Source organism: Sphingobium scionense, assembly GCF_014197035.1.
Taxonomy (GTDB): Bacteria; Pseudomonadota; Alphaproteobacteria; order Sphingomonadales; family Sphingomonadaceae; genus Sphingobium; species Sphingobium scionense.
The window spans coordinates 162,438-184,550 of sequence record NZ_JACIEU010000006.1 but is presented as its reverse complement, the minus strand read 5'-3'; the positions used below and the strand labels follow the sequence as shown (position 1 = coordinate 184,550).

Genomic DNA, 22,113 nt, shown 5'->3' with positions numbered 1-22,113 from the left:
ACAACAATGTAAGAACTAGGGGAACGGATATGGCTTCTGACGGGAACATCAAGAGCGCGACCCAGACCTATGAAGGGTTTGTCGGTTTCGTGAAATGGGGCACGATCGGCTGCATCATTGTCGCCGCCCTTGTCGTGCTGCTGATCTCCAGCTGAACCGGCCGACGTCATAGGAGGGGATGCAGATATAATGAAAATTGCGATATTGAAGGAACAGGCTGCGGGCGAACGGCGCGTGGCCGGTACGCCCGAGACCGTGAAGAAATTTATCGCGCTGGGCGCGAGCGTGGCCGTCGAGGCCGGCGCGGGCCTGACCGCATGGATTGCCGACGATGCCTATGCGGCGGCCGGTGCCAGCGTTGGCGATCGTGCGGCGACGCTGGCGGGGGCTGAGATCCTGCTGGGCGTGCAAGGCCCCGATCCGGCAAGCCTTGGCGGCGCTGCGGCGGGGGCCTGGATCGTCGCGGGCCTCAACCCGTTCGGTGAGCGGGTGCGGGTCGATGCCTATGCCGCCGGCGGCTATGAGGCGCTGGCGATGGAATTCATGCCGCGCATCACCCGCGCGCAGTCGATGGATATCTTGTCGTCCCAGTCGAACCTGTCGGGCTACAAGGCGGTGCTGGACGCGGCGGCCGAATATGACCGCGCTTTCCCGATGATGATGACGGCGGCGGGCACCGTGTCGGCGGCCAAATGCTTCGTCATGGGCGTGGGCGTGGCCGGCCTTCAGGCGATCGCCACCGCGCGGCGGCTGGGCGCGCAGGTGAGTGCGACCGACGTGCGCGCCGCGACCAAGGAGCAGATCGAATCGCTCGGCGCCAAGGCGATCTTCGTGGAGAAGGTGGCCGGCATCGAGGGGGAAGGCACCGGTGGCTATGCCACGGAAATGTCGGACGAATATAAGGCGGCTCAGGCCGAGCTGGTGTCGTCGCACATCGCCAAGCAGGACATCGTCATCACCACCGCGCTGATCCCCGGCCGGCCTGCGCCGCGCCTGATCAGTGACGCGCAGATCGCATCGATGAAGCAGGGCAGCGTGATCGTCGACCTGGCCGTCGAGCAGGGCGGCAATGTCGAGGGCGCGGTCGCGGGCGAAGTGGTCGTGCGCCACGGCGTCAAGATCGTGGGCCATCGCAACGTGCCCAGCCGCCTGGCCGCCGACACCTCCGCCCTGTTCTCGCGCAATCTCTATAATTTCCTGTCCGCCTTCTGGGACAAGGAGAGGAATGCGCCGGTGCTGGACGAGGAAATCGGCAACGCCATCCGCCTGACCCAGGGGGGCAAGGTCGTCAACGAACGGCTGCTGGGCTGATGCGCGTACTACTCTCACCTCTGCTAGTTTTGATCAGTCTTCCAGGACAGTCGTTGGCTCAGGAGGATCGGGGCTCCGAAGCAATTCGATATATTTTTCCAACATTGTTGGTCCCAGATAAAGCTGACAATCAATCGCAGACAATCAAGAAGAAGGGGGCTTGGCTCCTGGGGAAGGCGGTTCCGGTACGCGCTGTAGTTCTTGAGAAAGCACTACCGATTTCTGAAAAGGGCATATTCCTTGAGAAGGGTACTGTCTTCTCGGTCGCTAATAGCGCGCAATTCATGGCTTGTCAGAAGAATGCCCCCATATCGCAAGGCATCATGGGTATGGGTAAATCACCTGTTTGCCTGATTGATCGCGATGGGGATGGCGTTCTCGATTCCTGGTTTAAGAGCAGCATCAACATTATTTGGGGTGGATATTATGGTCACTTAAAACGTGATGATATCTATCCGATAGATCCGGTGCCAACAAAGCCGTTGACGATTTCGGAAGTAAGGGGCCTTGAGCCTTGGGGGACTTTCGAGATCCGTTACGCCCAGGGAATGCTGACATATTGTGTCGATGGCACGGAAGTTTGTCGTCAAAATGCGCCAAAAATAAAGCCCTCTGATTTAGAGCAGACGGTGGAATTCATGGGTGGGGCATTTTCTTATAAAAAAACTGATGGTGACAAGCTGATCATTAAAATGATCCGTGAACCAAAGGGGGAGGTTTACTAACCATGGACTTCATTGCCATCCTGTCGATTTTCGTGCTGGCGTGCTTCGTCGGCTATTATGTGGTCTGGTCGGTGACGCCGGCGCTGCACACGCCGCTGATGGCGGTTACCAATGCCATTTCGTCGGTCATCATCGTCGGTGCGCTGGTCGCGTCGGCGGAGGCCGGTAGCCTGGCGGCCAAGCTGCTGGGGCTGGTCGCGGTGGTCTTTGCATCGGTCAATATCTTCGGCGGCTTTGCCGTGACCGAACGCATGCTGGCCATGTACAAGAAGAAGGAGCGCAAGTGATGCACGAGCTTGCGCCCGTCTCGCCCTTCGTCGCCTTGGCCTATCTGGTTTCCGGCGTCCTCTTCATCCTCGCGCTGCGCGGCCTGTCGAGCCCGTCGACCAGCCGTCGCGGCAACCGCATGGGCATGGTCGGCATGGCGATCGCTATGGTCACGACCCTTTACACCCATGACGTGCTGAGCCTGCCCGAAATTCTGGGCGCCATCGCCATCGGTGGCGGCATCGGCTTCATCATCGCCCGTCGCATCGAGATGACGGCGATGCCGCAGCTGGTTGCTGCCTTCCACTCGCTGGTCGGCCTGGCCGCCGTGCTGGTCGGCGCGGCCGCCTATCTCAATCCCGGCGCCTTCGGCATTCTCGATCCGCTGACGAACGAGATTCACAATGCCAGCCGCATCGAGATGGGGCTGGGGGTCGCGATCGGTGCGATCACCTTCTCGGGTTCGGTCATCGCCTTCCTGAAACTGAACGGCAACATGTCGGGCAAGCCGATCATGCTGCCGGGCCGCCATGTCATCAATCTGGCGACACTGGCGGCGATCCTGGGCCTGATCGCCTATTTCGTGACCGACCAGTCGCCCTGGATCTTCTGGACGGTGACGGCGCTGAGCTTCGTCATCGGCTTCCTGCTGATCATCCCGATCGGCGGGGCGGACATGCCGGTCGTGGTGTCGATGCTGAACAGCTATTCGGGCTGGGCCGCCGCCGCCATGGGCTTCACGCTCGGTAACACGGCGATGATCATCACCGGCGCATTGGTGGGCAGTTCCGGCGCGATCCTGTCCTACATCATGTGCAAGGCGATGAACCGCAGCTTCATCAGCGTGATCGCCGGCGGCTTCGGCGCGGAAGCCGGCCCGTCGGGCGGCGGCGCGGCAGCGGCCGATCGTCCCTACAAGCGCGGCAGCGCCGAGGATGCCGCCTTCCTGATGAGCCAGGCGGACAGCGTCATCATCGTGCCCGGTTACGGCATGGCGGTCAGCCAGGCGCAGCATGCGCTGCGCGAAATGGGCGACATGCTGAAGAAGGAAGGCGTCAGCGTCAAATATGCGATCCACCCGGTCGCAGGGCGCATGCCCGGCCACATGAACGTGCTGCTGGCCGAAGCCAACGTCCCCTATGACGAGGTGTTCGAGCTGGAGGACATCAACAGCGAGTTCGGCCAGGCCGACGTCGCCTTCGTCATCGGCGCCAATGACGTGACCAACCCGGCGGCCAAGACCGACAAGGCGTCGCCCATCTATGGCATGCCGATCCTGGACGTGGCCAATGCCAAGTCGGTGCTGTTCGTGAAGCGCTCCATGGGCGGGGCCGGCTATGCCGGCGTCGACAATGAGGTCTTCTACATGGACAATACGATGATGCTGCTGGCCGACGCCAAGAAGATGGTCGAGGAGATCGTCAAGGCGCTGGCCCATTAAAACCGAACGATCCACCCGCGTCGGATCGCCCCGTCGACGGGGCGGGTGGATCGTCCTGACTTGTCGAAGCCCGCATCTTTCGTAAAAGAGGGGGTGGGGCACTGACATGCCCGGCCCGAACGGGGCCGGACAGGCGCCCTCATATTGGGAGCGACATGCGTAAACTTGGTCTGATTGGTGGTCTCAGCTGGACGTCCACCGCCCGCTATTATGAGATCATCAACCAGGCGATCCACCGGGCAAAGGGCGGCCAGCACAGCGCGCCGCTGCTGATCGAGAGCCTGGATTTTGCCCAGGTTTCTGGCTGCGTGACCCAGGAAGACTGGGATTGTGCATCAGGTCATCTGATCGGCGCGGCGCAGCGGCTGGAGCAGGGCGGGGCGGAAGCGCTGCTGATCTGCGCCAACTCCATGCACCGTGTCTATGATCGGGTAAAGCCGGCGGTTTCCATTCCCATCATCCATATCGCCGATGTCGTCGGTACGCGGATGAAGGCGGACCGGATCGATCGCGCCGCGCTGATCGGCACGCGCAACGTGATGACCGAGAAATATTATCGCCAGCGGCTGGTGTCGCATGGCGTATCGCTGCTGCCCGCCGATATCGCGCTGGCCGAGCGGATCGACCGGATCGTCTATGACGAACTGACCGTCGGCAAGATCAACCGCGATTCCGAGCGCTTCATGAAGTCGGAACTGACCGACATCGCCAAGGAGGATGTGCAGGCGGTGGTGCTGGCCTGCACCGAGCTGGAGATGATCGTCGACGTGAAGGCCAATGTGCTGCCGATCTACGACTGCACCGAAATCCACGCCATGGCGGGCGTGGAATTCATCCTGGGCGAATGAGGGCGGAGGCGGCCGGGCGCGGTGTCAGACCGCGCTCAGCCCCGCATCGGCCAGGCCCCGCCACAGATGGAGCGCCTGGACGCTTTCCTTGACGTCATGGACGCGGACCATCTGCGCGCCCAGTTGCGCCGCGCGGAAGGCGAGGGCGACCGAACCGCCCAGCCGGTCGGGCGCGGGCGCCTCGTTCGACAGGGCGCCGATCAGGCGCTTGCGGCTGCCGGCGAAGAGTAGCGGCACGCCCAGCCCCTGGAAGGTGGCGAGGCCGTTCACCAGCGCCAGATTGTCGGCCAGGTTCTTGCCGAAGCCCAGGCCCGGATCGACCATGATCTTCTCGCGCGCGATGCCGGCGTCGAGACAGGCGGCGATGCGGGCATCGAGATAGTCGAACACGTCGGTGACGACATCGGCATAGCCGTTGGGATTGTCGTGCGGATCGTCGCCGGCGGAAGGGGCGTGCATCAGGATCACCGGGCAACCGGCGAGGGCCGCGACCTCCAGGCTGCGGGGATCATGTTCCAGCGCGCTGACATCGTTGACGACATGGGCGCCGGCGGCCAGCGCCGCCTCCATCACCGCCGCCTTGCGCGTGTCAACCGACATGGCGACGCCGGCTGCGGCGAGCTTCTCGATCACCGGCACGATCCGGGCGATCTCGTCGCCTTCCCAGAGCTTGGGTGCCTTGGGCCGGGTGGATTCGCCGCCGACATCGATCAGCGCGGCGCCGGCCGCCGCCATGGCAAAGCCGGCATCGGCCGCCGCCTGCGGGTCGGTCATATGCTTGCCGCCGTCGGAGAAGCTGTCCGGCGTGATGTTGAGGATCGCCATCGCCTGTGGCGCGTCGAAGCGGATGACGCGATCGCCAAGGCTGAGCGGCGCGCGCTGGGCGGAGATGTTGGCGGCCAGTTGGCGGGCGCGCTCGGCCAGCGGGGCGGGCAGGGTGGCGGTGACGGCCTCGAACGCTGCGACCGGGATGGTGTCGCGGGCGATGCGGCGGCCGGCATGGCGCGCCGTCAGTTCATAGGCCTGGAACCAGATCAGGCCATTGCCCATCCGCGCGGTCGATCCGTCCGGCAGGCCGATCGGGCTCGGCACGAACCAGGTCGGCTTGAGGTAGAGCCGGGCGTCAGCGGGGATGGAGGAGAGGGTCATAAAGCTCCGTTCGCCCCGGACGGGTCGGGGCCATGTCTTGGAAGAACTATGGCTGCCTCAACCCGAACGGGGAACGGAAATCAAGGCTCGTTGGCGAGCAGATAGGTCTGGCGCAGCGTGTCGATCGGGTGGAGCTTGCCCGCCTTCTCGATATGCCAGAAGGTCCAGCCATTGCAGCTTGGTGCGCCCTGCAGCGTGGCGCCCAGCTTGTGGATCGAGCCGGTGTCGCTGCCCACGGCGAGCGAGCCGTCGGCGCGCACGGTGGCGCTCCAGCGACGCTTGCTGTCCATCAGCACTGAGCCAGGCTGGAGATAGCCGGTCTCGACCAGCGTGCCGAAGGCGACCTTGGGCTGCTGGCGCGCGGTCTGCATGATGGCGAGCGCGGATTCATCGAGTGGCAGGGCTTCGGCAATGCGTTCCTCGGCAACCTCGATATAGTCGGGCTCGCGTTCGATGCCGATCCACTGGCGGCCCAGGCGCTTGGCGACGGCGCCGGTGGTGCCGGTGCCGAAGAAGGGGTCGAGCACGATGTCGCCCGGCTTGGTGCAGGACAGCATCACCCGATAGAGCAGCGATTCCGGCTTCTGCGTCGGATGCGCCTTGGTGCCGTTGCGCTTCAGCCGCTCCTGGCCACCGCAGATCGGCAGCACCCAGTCGGAGCGCATCTGCAGCTCGTCATTGAGCGTCTTCATCGCCTTGTAGTTGAACGTGTACTTCGCGTCCTCGCCCTGGCTGGCCCAGATCAGCGTCTCATGCGCGTTGGTGAAGCGGGTGCCCTTGAAATTGGGCATCGGGTTCGCCTTGCGCCAGATGATGTCGTTGAGGATCCAGAAGCCTTCATCCTGCAAGGCAGCGCCGACGCGGAAGATGTTGTGATAGCTGCCGATCACCCAGATCGTGCCATTGGGCTTCAGGATGCGGCGCGCCTGCGCCAGCCACGCCTTGGTGAAGCGGTCATAGCTGCTGAGTGTGTCGAACTTGTCCCAATCATTGTCGACCGCATCGACACGGCCGCCTTCGGGGCGGAACAGGTCGCCGCCCAGTTGGAGATTATAAGGCGGATCGGCGAAGATCATGTCGATGCAGCCGTCGGGCAGCTTGGCCATTTCCGCGATACAGTCACCGCGCAGCAGGCGGTTTGCCTCGATCGCCGGTGCCGGCGCGAGCGCAACCGCCTTCTTCCGCCGCGGTGCGACGCGTTCCATGACACCCATGTGTGCAACCCCCATTCGTTTCGTCCGTCAGCACTGAGTCCTCAGGAGTCTGCCGTCAAGGTCAGGGCTTTAGCGGTCGTCCCTGTGAGGATTGCGAGGATGGTGGAGAACGAAGCGGGTAGCCACAACATATTGAGTCATGCGAGTCGCGCGAGACTCATCATCGGGTAGTGTGACTCAAAAGACTCAGCGGAGCGCCGCTTTTCATTTTTTTTGGTTAATGGCGCGGGCGAGTCGAAAATCATCCGCCGCTTGACCAATTCATAACCAGATGATTATGAAAATTGGATGACGGAAGTGAAATTCAGAGGCGATCTGGGAGCGAACAGTGATTCACTCTTCAAGGCGCTGTCCGACGGTACGCGACGTGCCCTGCTGGAATATCTGGTGCGCGAGGGGGAGCAGAATGTCGTCGCGCTGACCGCCGTGGCCGGCGTTTCGCAACCGATGGTGTCCCGCCATATGGGCAAGCTCAAGCGCGCCGGACTGGTGACGGCGAGGCGGACGGGGCGTGAAACCTGGTATGCGGCGCGGACCAAGGGTCTGGGGCCGGTGGTGCAGTGGATGGCGATCTATGGCGCGCTCTGGTCGCAGCGCTTCACGCCAATGGAGCATGCCGGGGATTGAACGGGGAAATATGGATAGCAAAAGGGGCGCCATTGGCGCCCCTTCTTTTTGCCGGTCGGCGCGCGGGATCAGCGCAGCGGCGTCCAGGTCTGGGTCTTGCAGAAGAAGGCGATGCAGCCCTGCACCTTGAGCGTGCCGTCGCTATTGCGGCTGACCTTGGACGTATAGCTCTTGCCGCTTTCCGGGTCGTAGATCGTGCCCTTCCAGATATCGCCGGCATCGCTGAAGCCCGACAGCAGGGCCAGGCCCACCAGCGGCTTCGTGCGCAGCGCGGGATCGGGATTCTTGATGTCGGTCTGGGGGCGGCCGGGCGTCGGCTTCACGATCTTCTCGATCTTGCCGCAGATGCTCTTTCCGCACGGCGCGATCTGGACGATCGCCTTGCCGTCAACGGTCGACCAGCGGCCGGTGATGGGCTGGGCTGCATAAGCGGGCAGGGTGGCAGTGAAGGCGGCCAGAGCGGCGATGGCGATGCGAACGCCGGTCTTGATGGTCATGATGCGATCCTCTCCTTTTAGGGTTGAGGGCGAGAATAAGGGAGGAAAATGAAGCGCGCTAGGCGTTTGCCGGCAGTTTACGGAAACGGAAAGAGGGGACGCTACGGCAGCGCCCCCTCCTTAGCCCGATTTTTTTAGAAGGCCGTGCTGATCGAGCAGGCGGCCGGGCCGAGAATGACGACGAACAGGGTCGGCAGGATGAAGAGAATCAGCGGCACGGTCATGATTGCGGGCAGTCGGGCGGCCTTTTCTTCCGCGCGCATCATGCGTTCATGGCGGAACTCGGCCGACAACACGCGCAGTGCCGAGGCCAGCGGCGTGCCATATTTCTCGGTCTGGATCATGGTCGTGACCACGCCCTTGACCGCGTCCAGCTTTACGCGCGTGGCCAGGTTTTCAAAGGCCATGCGGCGTTCGGTGAGGAAGCTCAGTTCGATCGCCGTCAACTGGAATTCGTCGCCCAGTTCGGGATAGGCGCGGCCCAGTTCGCGAGCGACGCGGCTGAAGGCGGCGTCGACGGTCAGGCCGGCCTCGGCGCAGATGACCAGCAGGTCGAGCGCGTCGGGCAGGCCCTTGCGGATCGCGGCGGAGCGCTTGGCGATCTTGTTGTCGATGAAGATGTCGGGCGCCTTGTAGGCGAGCAGCAGCGCGGCGGCGAAGGCCATGAAGCGCTTGGCGCCACCCCATTCGGGATAGATGCCGACCGCATAGAGCAGGATCGCGGCGGTGCTGCCGATGACGATCGGCATGATCATGCGACCGAAGATCACCGCGACCGCCCAGTCCTTGGAACGGATGCCGGCCTGGGCCAGGCGGATCTGGGCGTCCTTGAGCTGATCGTCCTGCAGCACCTTGAGGCTGGTCAGGAATGACCGCATCTGGTCGGTGGTCTGGTTCTTGTTGACCAGTTTGGCGCGACGCTTGGCGGTCGATGCGGTGATGCCGGCCTTGAGCTGTTCGCGGCGTTCGTTCAGGGCCTTGACCCGCTTGGCCATCGGATCGCGCACGGTCATCACCGCATAGAGCGCGTAGAGCGTGGCGAGCGTGGCCAGCGCGGCAAGCAGCGTCCCGAAATCGGTCGCGGTCATGCCGAACAGGGTGCCGGTGGGGGTAGGGGCGTCCATATCTCTATCCGTTCCCCGTCAAATCTCGAAGTTGATCATCTGGGCCATGATGAAGGCGCCGATGCCCATCCAGCAGAAGCCGCCAATGCCGACGACCTGCATGGTCGAGAGCCCGAAAATGCCCGCCGGATCGGGGGTGAAGAAGGGGCTCATATAGTTGAAGTTGATGTAGCAGATCATGCCGAATACCAGGAACGGCAGGGCGCCGATGATATAGGCCGACGCCTTGGATTCCGACGACATGGCGCGGATCTTGAGCTTCATCTGGGCACGCTGGCGCAGCACGGTGGCAAGGTTCTGGAGGGTTTCGGCCAGGTTGCCGCCGGTTTCGCGCTGGATCGCCAATGTGATGACGAAGAACTGGAATTCCGGCGTGCCGAGGCGATCGGCGGTTTCCTGGAGCGCCTGGTCCATGCTCTTGCCGATCTTGATGCGCTCGGTGATCAGCTTGAATTCCTCGCCGACCGGACCGGGGATTTCAGTTGATACGATACCCAGCGTCTCGCCAACCGGCAGGCCCGAGCGAAGCCCGCGGGTCAGCAGTTCGAGGGCGTCGGGAAATTTGCCGGTGAACTGGTTGATCCGCTTCTTGATCAGTCGGCCGATCCAGAGATGCGGCAGGCCAAGACCGGCTGCCAGCCCCACCATCAGAGCGAGCAGGAAGGGGAAGCCGCGCATCAGCAGGAACAAGGTGGTCAGCAGGAAGACCACCGCGCAGGACGTCATATATTGGCTGAGCGTCCATTTCTTGCCGGTCATGCGGATGCGCTTGGCCAGATTCTCCGGATTGGGAATCAGCGACACCAGCATCTTGGCCTCGTTGCCGGTGGCCCGGTTGGAGATGGCCTTGCGCATGCGCGCTTCCATCATCGCCTCGGTGGAGTCGCTGTGGCGGCCACGGATCAGGGCGACACGGCGTTTCTGGGCCTTGTCGGGCGAGGGGCCGGCAAAGGCGACCACGACGAGACCAAGCATGGTCGCGATCAGCACCAAGATCAGAAGGAAATTGCCGTCCATTGTTCGCCCGTTCCCCGTGCGTGAATGTGCCTGTGCGGGGCCGCCCTGAAGCGGCCCGCGCGTCAGCCTTCCAGTGCCGTCGCCTTGTCCTTGCGGCGCGACGGGATCATGCTCTTGAAGTCGCCAATCTTGCCGAGCAGGGAGTCGCCCTTCCTGGCTGCCGACTTGCCGCCCGGATTGTCGATCTCATCGCCGGCCAAGCCGAGCACTTCGTCCATCATGGCGGTGCAGGCGGCGCCGACCTTGCTGCCCTTGGCCGTTTCCGCCAGCGTCTTGCCGAGCTTGGCGGCCTGGGCCGCGATGCGCAGGTCGAACGGCACGATCACATCGACCTTGCGTTCGATCGACTGTTCGAAATCCTTGCGGCTGATTTCCGGCGCACCGGGATGGACGCGATTGGCGACCACCAGGACGCGGGCCTGCGGCGCGTTCGACTTGAGCCAGGACAGGATGCGGATCGTGTCGCGCGCCGCGGCCAGGCTGAGTTCGGTCACGACCACTGCGACATTGACGTCGGTCATCAGGTGGGTGTGCTGGATCAGCATGTTGCGCGGCAGGTCGATGATGCTGCATTCGAACGCCTGACGAAACTCCTCCAGCAACTGGTAGAAGGCGCCGCCGTCGGTCATCATCGGCTGATTGATCGGCGCTTCGGCCGACAGGATGGCCAGCATGTCGCTGGCGCGGACCATGGCGCGCTCGATGAACAGGCCGTCGATGCGGCTGGGATTTTCGATTGCGTCGGTAAGGCCGCGACCCGGTTCCAGGTCCATCGCCAGCGCATTGGTGCCGAAATGGATGTCGAGATCGAGCAGGGCGGTCGGGCGCTTCTTCTTCTCGCTCAGCATCCAGGCGAGCGAAGTGGCCATGCTGGAGGCGCCGACGCCGCCACGGGTGCCGACGACCGCGACCGTCATGTGCGGCCGTTCCGGCCCGGCGTCGCGCGGGGCGAGGAAGACGGCCTGTGCCTGGGCCAGCGCATCGCGCAACTGGTCGGCACCAAAGGGCTTGAGCAGATAGTCCTGGATGCCGCTGGCGACCAGGTCGCGATAGAGGCGCACGTCATTGACCTGGCCCGCCGCGATCACGACGGTGCCGGGTTCGCATACCTCGGCCAGGCTGTTGATGTCGTTCAGCGGATCGCCGCTTTCGGACATGTCGACGAACAGGATCTGAGGGCTGGCGGTGATCGACAGGCTCTGCACGGCGTTGCGCATGCCGCCCTTGTTCACCTTTTCCGGTGCCCAGCCCATTTCGGACGCGACGGCGCGCAGCAGGTCGAAGCTGTGATCGTCACAAACGAAGGCGTGGAAGGGGTCGCGCTGGCCCACGGAACCATGTTTCCAGGGTGCGTTCATCTTACTGGCCTCCGTTCGAGAGCTGCTTGAGGTCGCCCGAGCCCGTCGGAGGCTTGTCGCGATAGGTGGAGATGGCGCGGTTCGACGTGGCGGTGCGCAATTCGCTGTCGCTGCTCTGGCCGCGGACCAGATCTTCGGGGTCTGCGACCATTGCCGCCAGATTGCTGTTCATGGCGCAGCCGAAATTGGACGACGTGCCCAGACTCATCGGCGTTTCGGCCTTGTTCGACCAGTCGGGGCAACCCGGCACCGATGCGGTGGTGCGGCGCACGACCAGGCGGACGGCGCCTTCGGGAGCGGACCCGGCAGCGGCCGAACTGTCCTGGCCCAGCAGCATGCCATGGCGGGCGACGACATTGGCGATGTCTTCGCCAAGGTCGGGGCTGTAATAGCCGGCGTCGGTGACGATCGCGACCTGGTCGCCATAGCTCAGCTTGATCGAAGCAAACCAGTCATCCAGGCGCGCGGCTTCTGCCGGAGCAAGGCGGCCGCCGCCAGCCTGCACGTCGAACGTGTAGCTGGTATAGCTGACGACCGGCTGGTGGACCGAGTCCACGCCGCGATTGGTGGTGTCGGTCGAGCAGGCCGCGAGCGGCAGCGCCAGCAGGGCAAGGGTGCCGAGGCGGACGATGCTCTTGTAGGACTTGGAAGTCATGTCTTTCGTCCTTCCGTCAGAAGCTGAAGCCGGGGGTCGCGCCGCCCGACTTGCCGGACGACCGGCTCTCTTCGCGGGCGGCAAGCGCGGGCGCCGCGATCGAAGCCTGCGGGCCGGGTGTGGGCGCCACGGGCGAACCCGGGGCACGCGTGGGCATGTTTGGCAGGGCGCCGCTGACGCCGTCATGGGTCTGTTCGAGGAACAGGCCCTGGCCAACATTGGCATTGCGGAAGCCGTCGGTCGGCAGGCGAATGTCGGACGCGTTGACCGGCTTCACCAGATAAGGGGTGACGACGATCACCAGTTCGGTCTCGCTGCGCTGGAAGCTGCGCGACTTGAACAGGCTGCCCAGGATCGGGACATTGCCCAGGCCCGGCACCTTGTTGATCGTATTGCCGGTTTCATTGTTGAGCAGGCCCGCGATCATGAAGCCCTGGCCCGAGCCCAGTTCCACCGTGGTTTCGGCGGTGCGGCTCTTGAGGGCGGGAACGGTGCTGTTCACGCTGAAGTCCAGGCTCGACACGGTCGGGCGGACGCGCAGCGAGATGCGGCCATCGGCCAGCACGGTCGGGGTGAAGGCCAGTTGCACGCCATATTGCTTGAACTGGATGCTGTTGCCCGACGACGGGCCGTTGTTGACTGTGTAGGGATACTCGCCGCCGGCCAGGAAGCTGGCGGTTTCGCCCGACAGTGCGGTCAGGTTCGGCTGGGCCAGGGTGGTGGCAAGGCCGCTGGATTCTGCGAGGTCGAGTGCGCCGGCGATGTCCATGCCGAACAGGCGGGCAACGCCGCCCAGGCTGTAGGAACCATCGGAAGGGGTGGAGAATGCCCATTCGGCAGGCTTGGTGATCAATCCGGTAGCCGTATCAATTTCCGGCTTGGTGTAGGTCGAGAAAGCTCGGCTTCCGCCGCCCACAAAACCCAGGGAATTGCCCCGATCCACGCTGGCGAAGTTGGTGCCGATCTTGTGGCCGACATCCTTGCTGACTTCGGCGATCTTCACCTGAAGCATGACCTGAAGCGGGGTAGCCATCAGCAGGCGGCTGACCACGGTCGTTTCCTTGCCGACGAAGGCCTGGGTCAGGCGTTCGGCTTCGGCCGCGTCTTCGGGTGCCTTGATCGTCCCGGTCAGCAGCACCATGCCGTTCATCTTGTTGACGGCGATGTTGGCACCCGGCATCGCCAGACGCAGCATGTCGTCGATGGTGGTCAGGTTGTTGCCGACCCGAACGGTGCCCGAAAACAGCACCTTGCCATTGCCGGCCGTCACGAAGACGGTGGTTTCGCCCGGCTTCTTGGCGATCAGATAGAGCTGGTTGTTGGTGCGGACATGGACATCGACCACTTCGGGGTTTGCGATGACGACGTCCGACATCTTGGCCGGCAGGTTGACGACCTTGCTGCCGCCGACCGACATCAGGATCGCATTGTCCTGATCGGCCGCAGGGGCGGCGTTGAGGGCCGTGGTGGGCGCCGCGACGGCGGCGATAGCCAGGCCGAGCGCGATCGCCGGGGCGGCGAGCGGACGGGCCGCCTTGTGCCGCGCGAGCATCTGGTAAGCGTTCATCTTACTTCCCCCCGACCGGAACTTCGGTCACATTGGTGCCGCGGGCGATGCGGACGGTCGGCCCCTTGAAGACGGCCGTGCCGACCGGTGCGCCACCCGGAGCTGCCATCGCGGGCATGGCCGCATCAGGCTTGGCCGGGACGCTGCTGCGCTGGTAGCGCGACACGTCGGCGCCGGTCGAATAGGTGGAGCCGCGATCGACCGGGCGAGCGGCGATCTTGGCAATGATCGACTTTTCCGAACCCGGATTGGTGCCATCGGGCAGGTCGACGTCAGAGCCGGCGATGGCGGCATCCAGGTCCGACGCGGTGTCGGCGATCGAGCGCAGCGACAGCGACAGCGAGCCGATGGTCTGCGACACGGCGAGCTTTTCGGCGATCTTGGGCGTCACTTCGACCGTGACGTTGGAATAGGTCTGGACGACGGGCTTGCCATCGGGGCCCATGGCGTCGGTCCGCTGGTCGGTGGCGAGCACGCGCAGGTTGCGCAGGATCGTTTCCGATACCTTGAGCGGGGCGCCATCGCCGCCGCCCGAGACCGTCTGGGTCAGCACCAGATCGATGCGATCGCCCGGGAAGACGAAGCCGGCAACCGCGTTCTGCGAGGACACTGGCACGGTGACGGCGCGCATGCCCGGACCGAGCGCAGCAGCCAGGAAACCACGGTCGCCCGGACGGATGACGGCGCCCTGGGTCAGCGGCTGGCCGGCGGTGATCGGATTGCGCACCACGCTGCCCGCGAGCTTGAGCGGATCGGCCTGGCCCTTGAGATAATAGGCGGCTTCGATCAGATCCTTGGGCCAGGGCTGGAAGCGGAAGCTTTCCGCATCCAATATGGTCCCCACCGGCAGGGCCTTGGTCGCGACCAGAACATGCGGTTGATCCGCCTCGTTCGGCATTGCGGCCGCGTTCACCTGCGGCGTAGATGAAGAACTCAGCATGCTGCGTGCAAGCAAAGCTGTAGTGACCGCTATGATTAACGCCCCCACCAGCAGCACGATCTTCTTAGCATCCATGACGGAACTCGCCTTTCTCAAATGGGTGCACTGCCCCCAGGCCCCAAACATCACGCAAATTGGTTAAGATATCGTTCGCCAAGTAACCAAAGGGCGGCGATCGATATGGCTACGCCGTAGGGTATTTCGGGCTGCCCCTGTTTCCGGCGGAGGCGGTGGTGGACCACGGTGACGATCGTCACGGCCCCCCCCAGGATCGCCATCAGCGTCAACAAGGTCAGCACTGCCTGCCACGGGAACCACAGCGCCAGCGCGCCGAGCAGCTTCACATCGCCGCCGCCCATCATGCCGAACGCGAACAGCGCGGCGAACAGGACGAAGACCAGCAGGCCGACCAGCAACTGCACCGCCATGCCAGGCCAGAACGGCAGGCCGCAGGCGAGCCACCATAGTGGCGCCAGGGCGGCGATGCCCAGGTTCAGCCGGTTGGAGATGATGCGCGCACGCAGGTCCGTGATCGCGGCTGCGATCAGCAGAATGCCCAGTGCGGCGATCAGCGCCAGTCTGAAATATTCCCCCAACATGAGGGTCAGGCACTAGACCATATGGCTTACCAAACCTTTACCAAGAAGGAAGGTTTTCTGCGGCTCTCCACGGATTGAACCGCAAAACCTCCGCTATTTAAATCAATATCATAGCGGCCGAATGGAAAACAAAAACGGGCCGGAAATGCGTCTGCAAACGCACCCGGCCCTCACCAAGCGAATGGAGGTTCGCAATGGCTGACAGCAGCTTAATCGATCAAACGACTCACGTCTATTTCATCGGCGGCGATCGGGGTCTGGTAAAGATCGGCATCGCAAAGGACGTGCGGAGGCGCCTGCACAGTCTCCAGATCGGAAACCCGGTGCCGTTGAGGCTGCTCGCCTCCGTCGCCGGCAACGCTACCCTTGAGGCCCACTATCACCGCATGTTCGCTGACACGCGCATCCGCGGGGAGTGGTTCCGACGCAGCGCCGCGATGACCAAGGAGATAAACCGCATCGCTGCGCTCCGGCCTGGCAGGCACGAAGAGCGGCGCTGGAAAGCGCATGTGGCCCTCATGGAGGAATGGGGCGTCATCCCGGTTGGTGCTGTCGCTGAAATCCTCAACGCCACCCGCCCCGCCGATCTGATGGGGAGGGGTGTATGATCGCCGCCCTCTATGTCGAAACCAACGGCTGCTATTTTGGACTGCCCGGCGTCCAGGTCGTTGGGCACGGCGAAGACCATGCCGATGGCTCAACGACCGTTCATATGGATGGGCGGACCTATGCCGGCCCCTGGCCTGTCGTGGCGCATCCGAGTTGCAAGCGCTGGGGCCGTTTCTGGCACGGTAGCACGCGCAAGCCTCACCAGTTCAAGCTGGGCGATGATGGCGGGTGCTTCGAGCATGCACTCGAATCGGCTCGCGAGCATGGCGGCGTCATCGAGCATCCGGCTGACAGCAAAGCCTGGTCACACTTCAATCTGAATGCCCCCCCACGGGACGGCGGATGGGTTCGCGCTGATATGCTCGGGGGATGGACCTGCTGCGTCGACCAAGGGCACTATGGTCATTTCGCGAACAAGCTGACGTGGCTTTACGTCAACGGCGTGGACCCCAAAGACCTGCCCGAACTGATCTGGGGCAAGGGTAGGCAGCGGCTGCACCCCCGCGCCCTGGAGCGCTACGGATATGCCAAGGCGCGGCGGATCGGGATGATGGCCATGGTCGGCGGCAAGGACAAGGTGCGCATCCGCAACCGCACGCCTGGTCCGTTCCGCGACCTGCTGCTGAGCCTTGCGCGCCTCGCGAAGAATAGGAGGGCTGCAGCATGACACGCGATCAACTAGCCGATCTGTTTCTAGTCAGCGAGTTCAACACCCGCAGCCCTCTGGATAGCCGGCCTCTGTTCGATCCGGCGCAATGCACCTCAGCCGAGTATGTTGCTCACATCCGATCCTACAAGCCGTTCGCTCTCGAATACGCTTATCGCATGGCAGACTGGGCGATCCATGTGGCGACCCTGGCGGAAGGCCTCGCAGCATGACCCCCGCCCACCAGATAGCCGAGAAGCTGACGGAGGATCAGGCCTTCGTCATCGCGCGGCGCGGCATCGCCTTCGGTAATTGTCAGTATGCCGCATCGGTCATGCGCCCGCTCGGCAGGCTCGGCCTGTTCAAACGCGTGACTGCGCGGGGATTCCGTGACCGCTGGACCCTGACAAAGCGTGGCGAGCAGGTCCGCGCCCACCTCCTATCCAAGGAAAACGAACATGACTGATGCTGTGAAGATGGCGATTGAGCGGATCAAGGCCCGCTTTCACCCGCACTATGGAATTGATGGCGCGTCCGATAGCAAGCAGCTGGCCAGCGATTGCCAGACGCTGATCTCCGCCCTTGAGCAGGCCGGGGAGCCGGTGGCTCCGAAGGTCATGCTTTCGCTCGTTGAAGCGCGCCGCATCGTTGATGCCTTGGTTGAGCATTGCCGAGGTGCGGATTTCTCCTGCGACATGAAGGCCGCGACAAAGGATGTGATGCGGCTCGTGAACGTCGATATGCGCCTTTGCCGGCATCAGGCACAACCCGGCATTAGCCGCAGTCAGAGACCGGATTTGCAGGCGTGGCAGGATGCTCAGTCTGAATATTTCGATGACACGATTATCGGGATCGTGATGGAATATGCTGAGTGGCGTGACGCTCAACAGCCTACCGAAGCCCCACTCCCCACGCTCCAGCGTCTCGGCCAAGAGTTCGACGCGGGGGAGGGGCTGGAACCGGGTCATGTCCAGTGGCATTCCAGCGAAGAAGACGGCGACCCCGATGTCGGCATCATGATCGGCTTGGGCGGCGGCAAGGAACTGTGGCTAGGCGAGCTTCTCGACATCGAAGGTGGGGGCATGGGCTTCTCGGTCTATGGCCCTGAAAAGATCGCGGTTGCCAGCCTGTCCGATTGGGATGAGGTGCGCGATATCATCGAACAGCATATCGCCCCTGCCCTCGCCCACCCGCCCCAATCTCACGATACACCCGTCGAAAAGCGTAAATGCTATTTGCACGAATGGACGCCGAACGAATTGCTTTCTGGCCGGATAAGCGGTCTGAAAATAGACGCTGGTGAAATCTGGAAATATTCGCACACGGACACCGATGATGACGGCGAATACGACCTGTTCTGTCGCCCCCAATCTCGCGGGCAGGCGTTCGACGGGGAGGGGGAGGGCTTTGCTATCGGCGATCCGGTCGAGAAGTTCACAGGCGAGGCGATTTGGCACGGCGTCATCGTCGCGTCTTATCTGACAACCAAGGGCAAGCACCGCTACGTGGTCGAGGTCGAGCCACAGGGCTTCCAGATGATCGCGGTCCCGACGCAGCTACGCGCCCTCGCCGCCTCACAGAGCGCAGACCGCTATGCCATGCATCCCGATGTCGCCGCCTCACAGAAGGGGGATGAATGATGGACCTCGAAACGGCTATTCGGCGCAGCCATGAGGCTGGGAAGTCAGCGCTATATTGGGGATGCTGGGGCGCTCCGGGCCATTACCTACACGATCCCCAAGGCCGAACCGTCTGGGAGCGCGAGGCGTCCGCCATTCAACTGCCGTGGAAGCCTTCGCACATGGACGGCGGCCTGCTCAAGAATGGAAAGCGCGCCGACGATCCTGATGGTCGCGTGTGGTGGACCTGCGGCGGCCTGACCTTCTGGTATGCGTTCTATTGGTGGGACCGGTCAGGGGATAAGCGCGGCGCATCAAATTCAGGCTTCTATGTTCGGGGCTTCGGCTGGCCAGAGGCGGAACAGGCTTTCGCATTCGCCTGCAAATCATTTCCGCAAATCGTCGCCCGCCAAAAATTCCCCCTCACCCTGCAGGAGCACCGCCCATGACTGACAGACCAGAAGCCGAGAAGCTGGAGCCGTGCCCGTTTTGGTCGAAGGTAATTATCGGTGATGAATGTTGGGTTTGGACAGGTGCCACGAATAGTCGCGGGTATGGCAATTTCCGTTCGCAGCTCGCCCATCGAGTTGCCTATCAAGAAAAGGTTGGGGCTATACCGGACGGCCTTACCATCGATCACTTGTGCAGGAACAAACTGTGCGTGAACCCGGCACACCTTGAGCCAGTAACTAGCAAGGTCAACACACTGCGTGGGGATGCTCCTACTGCCATAAATAGCCGGAAAACTCATTGCTCTAACGGGCATGAGCTTTCGGCTGAAAACGTGAAAATCGTAGTTCGTGGCGACGGCACGCGCAGGAAATGCAGAGAGTGCGACCGGCAGTGGAAGCGCGAAAGGAGGAACAAATGACGAGCACAGAACCCGCCCCCGCCCAGCCAGTCGCGGAAGCTGGCGGGGTGACGGATGCGGATCGCGAGTTGCACATGTGGCTGACCGGCTATCCGCTGGACGACGGCGATAGCGAGACTGTGCGCCGGATCGTTTCCCACCGCCTCCAGTCCGTCGCCGCTGCAACCGCCGGGAAGGATGAGGAGATTGCGCGGATGCGGAAGGCGCTGGGCAAAATATCTGATGGACGAACGATCCGGTTTACTGGTTCGGAACACCATAATCGGCCGCTTCGGGACAAAGACGCCCAAGTTATCGCCCGCGCCGCCCTCTCCGAAGCGCGGGAGGCGGGGGCTAAGGATTAAGCCCCAGCGCCCAATCCCGCACATCGATCAGCCGGCGGGTGTTCTCGGTGCAGATCCGCACATCATCCGCCGTCACTGCAACCAGGTCGGCAGCCGCACCGGATCGGTCGCCACCTTGGGCACTGTCACCTTGGGCGGCTCCACCGGCTTCCCCGCCCGCACCTCGAACGACTGCTTGCCGCAGCAGGCGGTTGTCGCGAATATAGCGCTCAGCAGCAGCGTTCGCCGAAGCCAGCTCGGTTTCGTGCATCTGGTCAGCCGCATGGGCCCTCTCCTTCCATTTCTGTTCCTGGGCGGCGTTGACGGCCTTCTGAGCTGTCAGGGCTTCCGTTGCCTTGGCCGTCACCTGCTCGCGGAACAGGGCGTATTCGCGCCGCACGTTCGCCGCGTCGGCCTTGTGGGACGCGCGCAGGCTGTCAATGCGCCATACCCAGATGGCAGCGGCGAGGATGGCGATTCCGGCGGCACCGAGCAGGTAGGGACGGATCGAGGCGGGCAGGGGAATCATGCCAGTTGCTTCCAGATCAAGCATGCCGCGATCACCAGCCCGCCGACGACGGTCGCGGCGCCCATGAAAAATCCAGCGGCGAAGATCATGGCTGCGGCTCCTGTGGGTGGCGAGGCCGGAACGAGGCCGCCAGCGTGACGAGGCCGCCGGTGACAGTCCCCAACCCGAACGCCTCGATCTTGCCGATGAGCTGGGGCACCATGTAGGCGGCGACGAATGACGCGATCAGGACCATGAGCAGCGTTGCCAGGGTTGCGATGAAGGCGATGAGGGCGTGGGGCTGGCTCATGCCGCGATCCTTGCCAGCCAGCCAAACAGAAACGCCTCATTCGCAGCCCGGCCCTCGCACAGGGACAGATAGCGCTCACCCTGGAGAGCATTGAGCAGCAGCAACAGTCGGCGCTCACCTTCGGCGCCGCGCTTCTTCAGGAAGGCGGTCAGCGCGTCGCGCGTCTTCTGCCCGGCCGATCCGTCAACCAGAAGGTCGGCATAGTCCTTGCCCTGATTGTTCAGACCATTGAGCGCGCGCTGGAGGAACTGCGCCGCCACCTTCGGTCCCATGTTGACGCCCGTGTCGACCAGCTCGGCGCCGATCGAGGGCGAGATAGCCGCGATCTTGTCGAAGCCAGGCGCTTCCACATATTGCTTCACGTAGACGCCGCGCGCGAAGTCGCGGGTTATGGCCTTCATCGGGCCGGTGAAGCCGTTGGCGCGCGCCGTCGCGATCGTGATGCCGAAGTTGGTTTCGCCCCCGGCGTCGCGCGGATCATTCACATAGCCGCCCTCGTTCGCCAGCACGTCTTCAATGATTGCGTTGATGGTGGCCATCACAATTCCCCCTGAGCCTGCGCCAGGCGATCCGCCGCGACGATCGCTTGCGCCTTCTGGTTGATGATCCCCTTGCTCTCCACGATCGCGGTCAGCTTCATCACCTCGGCCTCGGCCTTAGCGTGCTGTTTCTGGCAGTCCGCCAGCAGTCGTTCGACCATATCGAGGCGTGACGTTAGCGTTTCGATGCGCTGTTCCAGCCCAGCGATCAGTTTCGCCGCAGTGTCGTCAAGGCGCTGCTCTCGCTTGTCGAGCCGCCCCGCGATCCATTCGGCGAACCATTTGACCGCGAAGAACCCGCCGCCACCGCTCGCGCCCAACGTTGCCACCGCGCCGATCTGCTCTAGATATTCAGAGGCCATCCGCCGCCGCTCCCTGTTGTGTGTGCATTAGCCTCTATGACCATCGCCAAATAAACTGCTTCTGCGACACGCTCCAACGGCTCACCGATTTGAAATCTGCGCATCTCCATAGCGCCTGCCTTGATCATCTCGGCTGTGATATTGATATTGCCAACGGGCTGCGCATGATTGGTTTTATCAGCGATCATACGGAGATACCGCGCACATCGAGTTCAAGCGCAGATAGCCACGCATAGCAGTCTGAAAGGTCTTCGTCGGACCAGAATCCCTCAGCAATGATCGCCCCACACATGTTAAAGGCGTCATCAGCCCCGCCAACGGACGAACTGCCGATGCGCAGAAGCCCAGATGCCTTGTCGCGAATATTCGAGCCGAACAGCGCTGTGGACTTGCCAGATGCATTAGTCAGGATGTCATGACAGACTTCCGTAGCGGTGAATCGGGCTGCATGGGTCATATACGAGCCTGCGCCGCCGCCGTTTATGACTGCGGTGTGAGAGGTCGTCAGCGATGATCCAGCCGCGGTCTGCTCCTCCGTTGTTTTGTAACCTGCGATCGCTCGGTTCTGCTTGCCGGTCGCTGGGCTCGAACCGCCACCGACTGCGAGCGAAACACCATATGAATTCCCGGTGCCGCCCTGCCGCGTTGTCCATGTGTTAGAGATAGCATTGAAGTTGAGATATTCGGCTGTGTGCCACGCGATTAGCGTCATCTCTTCGACTTCGGCGATCTGCGTCTGCAAATAGTTCGTCATGTTTTTCAGCGTGAGATACGACGCGTTAACCGCAGGCGCACCTACCGCAATCGCATTAGGCTGCGCCCCTTGCCACGGGGATCGGTTAGCGATGCTCTCATTGATTGAACCGCCGAGAAAAAACAGCCCGCGCAGGCCATCTACTTTCGGAGGATAAACCTTGCCAGTCCGAACCGAAGGAGCTGAAATGGCCTCAGCATTCTGAATGTTAAGAGCAGTCATATCGATACCTT

31 protein-coding genes are annotated in these 22,113 nt (G+C 62.9%); 15 read left to right on the top strand and 16 right to left on the bottom strand.

Going from position 1 to position 22,113, the window contains the following annotated elements:
- Positions 1–29 precede the first annotated feature (29 nt).
- The 6 genes from GGQ90_RS08960 to GGQ90_RS08935 all read left to right on the top strand — a co-directional run bounded on the left by GGQ90_RS08960 (position 30) and on the right by GGQ90_RS08935 (position 4,592).
- Positions 30–155: an aa3-type cytochrome c oxidase subunit IV gene (locus GGQ90_RS08960; protein ID WP_188081818.1), complete on the top strand. Its 126-nt coding sequence runs from the start codon at positions 30–32 to the stop codon at positions 153–155.
- Positions 156–189: 34 nt separating this feature from the next.
- Positions 190–1,311: an NAD(P) transhydrogenase subunit alpha gene (locus GGQ90_RS08955; RefSeq protein ID WP_188081817.1), complete on the top strand. Its 1,122-nt coding sequence runs from the start codon at positions 190–192 to the stop codon at positions 1,309–1,311.
- A 53-nt stretch (positions 1,312–1,364) separates the two neighbouring features.
- The gene (locus GGQ90_RS08950) at positions 1,365–2,036 is read left to right on the top strand and encodes a hypothetical protein (protein ID WP_188081816.1); all 672 of its coding nucleotides are present in this window, start codon (positions 1,365–1,367) and stop codon (positions 2,034–2,036) included.
- A gap of 2 nt (positions 2,037–2,038) precedes the next feature.
- Positions 2,039–2,323, top strand: a complete 285-nt coding sequence (locus tag GGQ90_RS08945) for an NAD(P) transhydrogenase subunit alpha part 2 (protein WP_004208003.1) — start codon at positions 2,039–2,041, stop codon at positions 2,321–2,323.
- The gene (locus tag GGQ90_RS08940) at positions 2,323–3,744 is read left to right on the top strand and encodes an NAD(P)(+) transhydrogenase (Re/Si-specific) subunit beta (protein ID WP_188081815.1); all 1,422 of its coding nucleotides are present in this window, start codon (positions 2,323–2,325) and stop codon (positions 3,742–3,744) included. The genes GGQ90_RS08945 and GGQ90_RS08940 overlap by 1 nt, the downstream gene beginning before the upstream one ends.
- 155 nt (positions 3,745–3,899) lie before the next feature.
- Positions 3,900–4,592 (top strand): aspartate/glutamate racemase family protein, encoded by a 693-nt coding sequence (locus tag GGQ90_RS08935; protein ID WP_188081814.1) that lies wholly within the window; start codon positions 3,900–3,902, stop codon positions 4,590–4,592.
- A 24-nt stretch (positions 4,593–4,616) separates the two neighbouring features.
- On the opposite strand, the gene folP is transcribed toward GGQ90_RS08935, so the two are convergent.
- Both folP and GGQ90_RS08925 read right to left on the bottom strand, forming a co-directional pair.
- Positions 4,617–5,741, bottom strand: a complete 1,125-nt coding sequence (folP, locus tag GGQ90_RS08930) for a dihydropteroate synthase (RefSeq protein WP_188081813.1) — start codon at positions 5,739–5,741, stop codon at positions 4,617–4,619.
- An 80-nt stretch (positions 5,742–5,821) separates the two neighbouring features.
- Positions 5,822–6,955, bottom strand: coding sequence for a site-specific DNA-methyltransferase (locus GGQ90_RS08925; RefSeq protein WP_281391428.1), 1,134 nt, complete (start codon positions 6,953–6,955; stop codon positions 5,822–5,824).
- Between the two features lie 288 nt (positions 6,956–7,243).
- On the opposite strand from GGQ90_RS08925, the gene GGQ90_RS08920 reads away from it, so the two are divergent.
- Positions 7,244–7,582 carry an ArsR/SmtB family transcription factor gene (locus GGQ90_RS08920; protein WP_188081812.1) on the top strand — a complete coding sequence of 113 codons (339 nt, stop codon included), beginning with the start codon at positions 7,244–7,246 and terminating at the stop codon, positions 7,580–7,582.
- Positions 7,583–7,650: 68 nt separating this feature from the next.
- On the opposite strand, the gene GGQ90_RS08915 is transcribed toward GGQ90_RS08920, so the two are convergent.
- From GGQ90_RS08915 to GGQ90_RS08880, 8 genes are all read right to left on the bottom strand, one after another.
- Positions 7,651–8,079 (bottom strand): DUF2147 domain-containing protein, encoded by a 429-nt coding sequence (locus GGQ90_RS08915; RefSeq protein ID WP_188081811.1) that lies wholly within the window; start codon positions 8,077–8,079, stop codon positions 7,651–7,653.
- Between the two features lie 134 nt (positions 8,080–8,213).
- A complete protein-coding gene (locus GGQ90_RS08910; RefSeq protein WP_188081810.1) occupies positions 8,214–9,203 on the bottom strand; it encodes a type II secretion system F family protein in 990 nt (329 codons plus the stop codon).
- 18 nt (positions 9,204–9,221) lie between these two features.
- Positions 9,222–10,220 (bottom strand): type II secretion system F family protein, encoded by a 999-nt coding sequence (locus GGQ90_RS08905; protein WP_188081809.1) that lies wholly within the window; start codon positions 10,218–10,220, stop codon positions 9,222–9,224.
- A gap of 62 nt (positions 10,221–10,282) precedes the next feature.
- The gene (locus tag GGQ90_RS08900; protein WP_188081808.1) at positions 10,283–11,578 is read right to left on the bottom strand and encodes a P-loop NTPase; all 1,296 of its coding nucleotides are present in this window, start codon (positions 11,576–11,578) and stop codon (positions 10,283–10,285) included.
- A 1-nt stretch (position 11,579) separates the two neighbouring features.
- Complete coding sequence (locus GGQ90_RS08895) at positions 11,580–12,233, bottom strand: CpaD family pilus assembly protein (protein WP_188081807.1); 654 nt, start codon at positions 12,231–12,233, stop codon at positions 11,580–11,582.
- A 16-nt stretch (positions 12,234–12,249) separates the two neighbouring features.
- Positions 12,250–13,800: a type II and III secretion system protein family protein gene (locus GGQ90_RS08890; protein WP_188081806.1), complete on the bottom strand. Its 1,551-nt coding sequence runs from the start codon at positions 13,798–13,800 to the stop codon at positions 12,250–12,252.
- Between the two features lies 1 nt (position 13,801).
- A complete protein-coding gene (cpaB, locus tag GGQ90_RS08885) occupies positions 13,802–14,815 on the bottom strand; it encodes a Flp pilus assembly protein CpaB (RefSeq protein ID WP_188081805.1) in 1,014 nt (337 codons plus the stop codon).
- A 50-nt stretch (positions 14,816–14,865) separates the two neighbouring features.
- A complete protein-coding gene (locus tag GGQ90_RS08880) occupies positions 14,866–15,339 on the bottom strand; it encodes an A24 family peptidase (RefSeq protein WP_188081804.1) in 474 nt (157 codons plus the stop codon).
- A 194-nt stretch (positions 15,340–15,533) separates the two neighbouring features.
- Here GGQ90_RS08880 and GGQ90_RS08875 point away from each other — a divergent pair, with 194 nt between their 5' ends.
- The 8 genes from GGQ90_RS08875 to GGQ90_RS08840 are packed head-to-tail and all read left to right on the top strand — an operon-like array spanning position 15,534 to position 19,428.
- Complete coding sequence (locus GGQ90_RS08875; RefSeq protein ID WP_188081803.1) at positions 15,534–15,947, top strand: GIY-YIG nuclease family protein; 414 nt, start codon at positions 15,534–15,536, stop codon at positions 15,945–15,947.
- Positions 15,944–16,615: a hypothetical protein gene (locus GGQ90_RS08870; RefSeq protein ID WP_188081802.1), complete on the top strand. Its 672-nt coding sequence runs from the start codon at positions 15,944–15,946 to the stop codon at positions 16,613–16,615. The genes GGQ90_RS08875 and GGQ90_RS08870 overlap by 4 nt, the downstream gene beginning before the upstream one ends.
- Positions 16,612–16,827 carry a hypothetical protein gene (locus tag GGQ90_RS08865; protein ID WP_188081801.1) on the top strand — a complete coding sequence of 72 codons (216 nt, stop codon included), beginning with the start codon at positions 16,612–16,614 and terminating at the stop codon, positions 16,825–16,827. The genes GGQ90_RS08870 and GGQ90_RS08865 overlap by 4 nt, the downstream gene beginning before the upstream one ends.
- On the top strand, positions 16,824–17,060 hold the full coding sequence (locus tag GGQ90_RS08860; protein WP_188081800.1) for a hypothetical protein: 237 nt from the start codon (positions 16,824–16,826) through the stop codon (positions 17,058–17,060). The genes GGQ90_RS08865 and GGQ90_RS08860 overlap by 4 nt, the downstream gene beginning before the upstream one ends.
- Positions 17,053–18,234: a hypothetical protein gene (locus GGQ90_RS08855; RefSeq protein ID WP_188081799.1), complete on the top strand. Its 1,182-nt coding sequence runs from the start codon at positions 17,053–17,055 to the stop codon at positions 18,232–18,234. Before GGQ90_RS08860 ends, GGQ90_RS08855 begins: the two co-directional genes overlap by 8 nt.
- Positions 18,231–18,662: a hypothetical protein gene (locus GGQ90_RS08850; RefSeq protein WP_188081798.1), complete on the top strand. Its 432-nt coding sequence runs from the start codon at positions 18,231–18,233 to the stop codon at positions 18,660–18,662. Before GGQ90_RS08855 ends, GGQ90_RS08850 begins: the two co-directional genes overlap by 4 nt.
- Positions 18,659–19,084 carry an HNH endonuclease signature motif containing protein gene (locus GGQ90_RS29990; RefSeq protein WP_188081797.1) on the top strand — a complete coding sequence of 142 codons (426 nt, stop codon included), beginning with the start codon at positions 18,659–18,661 and terminating at the stop codon, positions 19,082–19,084. Before GGQ90_RS08850 ends, GGQ90_RS29990 begins: the two co-directional genes overlap by 4 nt.
- A complete protein-coding gene (locus GGQ90_RS08840) occupies positions 19,081–19,428 on the top strand; it encodes a hypothetical protein (RefSeq protein WP_188081796.1) in 348 nt (115 codons plus the stop codon). Before GGQ90_RS29990 ends, GGQ90_RS08840 begins: the two co-directional genes overlap by 4 nt.
- Here the strand turns inward: GGQ90_RS08840 and GGQ90_RS08835 are convergent.
- The 6 genes from GGQ90_RS08835 to GGQ90_RS08810 all read right to left on the bottom strand — a co-directional run bounded on the left by GGQ90_RS08835 (position 19,418) and on the right by GGQ90_RS08810 (position 22,102).
- The gene (locus GGQ90_RS08835) at positions 19,418–19,960 is read right to left on the bottom strand and encodes a hypothetical protein (protein ID WP_188081795.1); all 543 of its coding nucleotides are present in this window, start codon (positions 19,958–19,960) and stop codon (positions 19,418–19,420) included. The two genes, GGQ90_RS08840 and GGQ90_RS08835, sit on opposite strands and share 11 nt — an antisense overlap.
- A 61-nt stretch (positions 19,961–20,021) precedes the next feature.
- Positions 20,022–20,225, bottom strand: a complete 204-nt coding sequence (locus GGQ90_RS08830; protein ID WP_188081794.1) for a hypothetical protein — start codon at positions 20,223–20,225, stop codon at positions 20,022–20,024.
- Positions 20,222–20,764, bottom strand: coding sequence for a glycoside hydrolase family 108 protein (locus GGQ90_RS08825; protein WP_188081793.1), 543 nt, complete (start codon positions 20,762–20,764; stop codon positions 20,222–20,224). The genes GGQ90_RS08830 and GGQ90_RS08825 overlap by 4 nt, the downstream gene beginning before the upstream one ends.
- Positions 20,764–21,126: a hypothetical protein gene (locus GGQ90_RS08820; protein ID WP_188081792.1), complete on the bottom strand. Its 363-nt coding sequence runs from the start codon at positions 21,124–21,126 to the stop codon at positions 20,764–20,766. Before GGQ90_RS08820 ends, GGQ90_RS08825 begins: the two co-directional genes overlap by 1 nt.
- Positions 21,108–21,314, bottom strand: coding sequence for a hypothetical protein (locus GGQ90_RS08815; RefSeq protein ID WP_188081791.1), 207 nt, complete (start codon positions 21,312–21,314; stop codon positions 21,108–21,110). The genes GGQ90_RS08820 and GGQ90_RS08815 overlap by 19 nt, the downstream gene beginning before the upstream one ends.
- Positions 21,311–22,102 (bottom strand): hypothetical protein, encoded by a 792-nt coding sequence (locus GGQ90_RS08810; RefSeq protein ID WP_188081790.1) that lies wholly within the window; start codon positions 22,100–22,102, stop codon positions 21,311–21,313. The genes GGQ90_RS08815 and GGQ90_RS08810 overlap by 4 nt, the downstream gene beginning before the upstream one ends.
- Between the last annotated feature and the right edge of the window lie 11 nt (positions 22,103–22,113).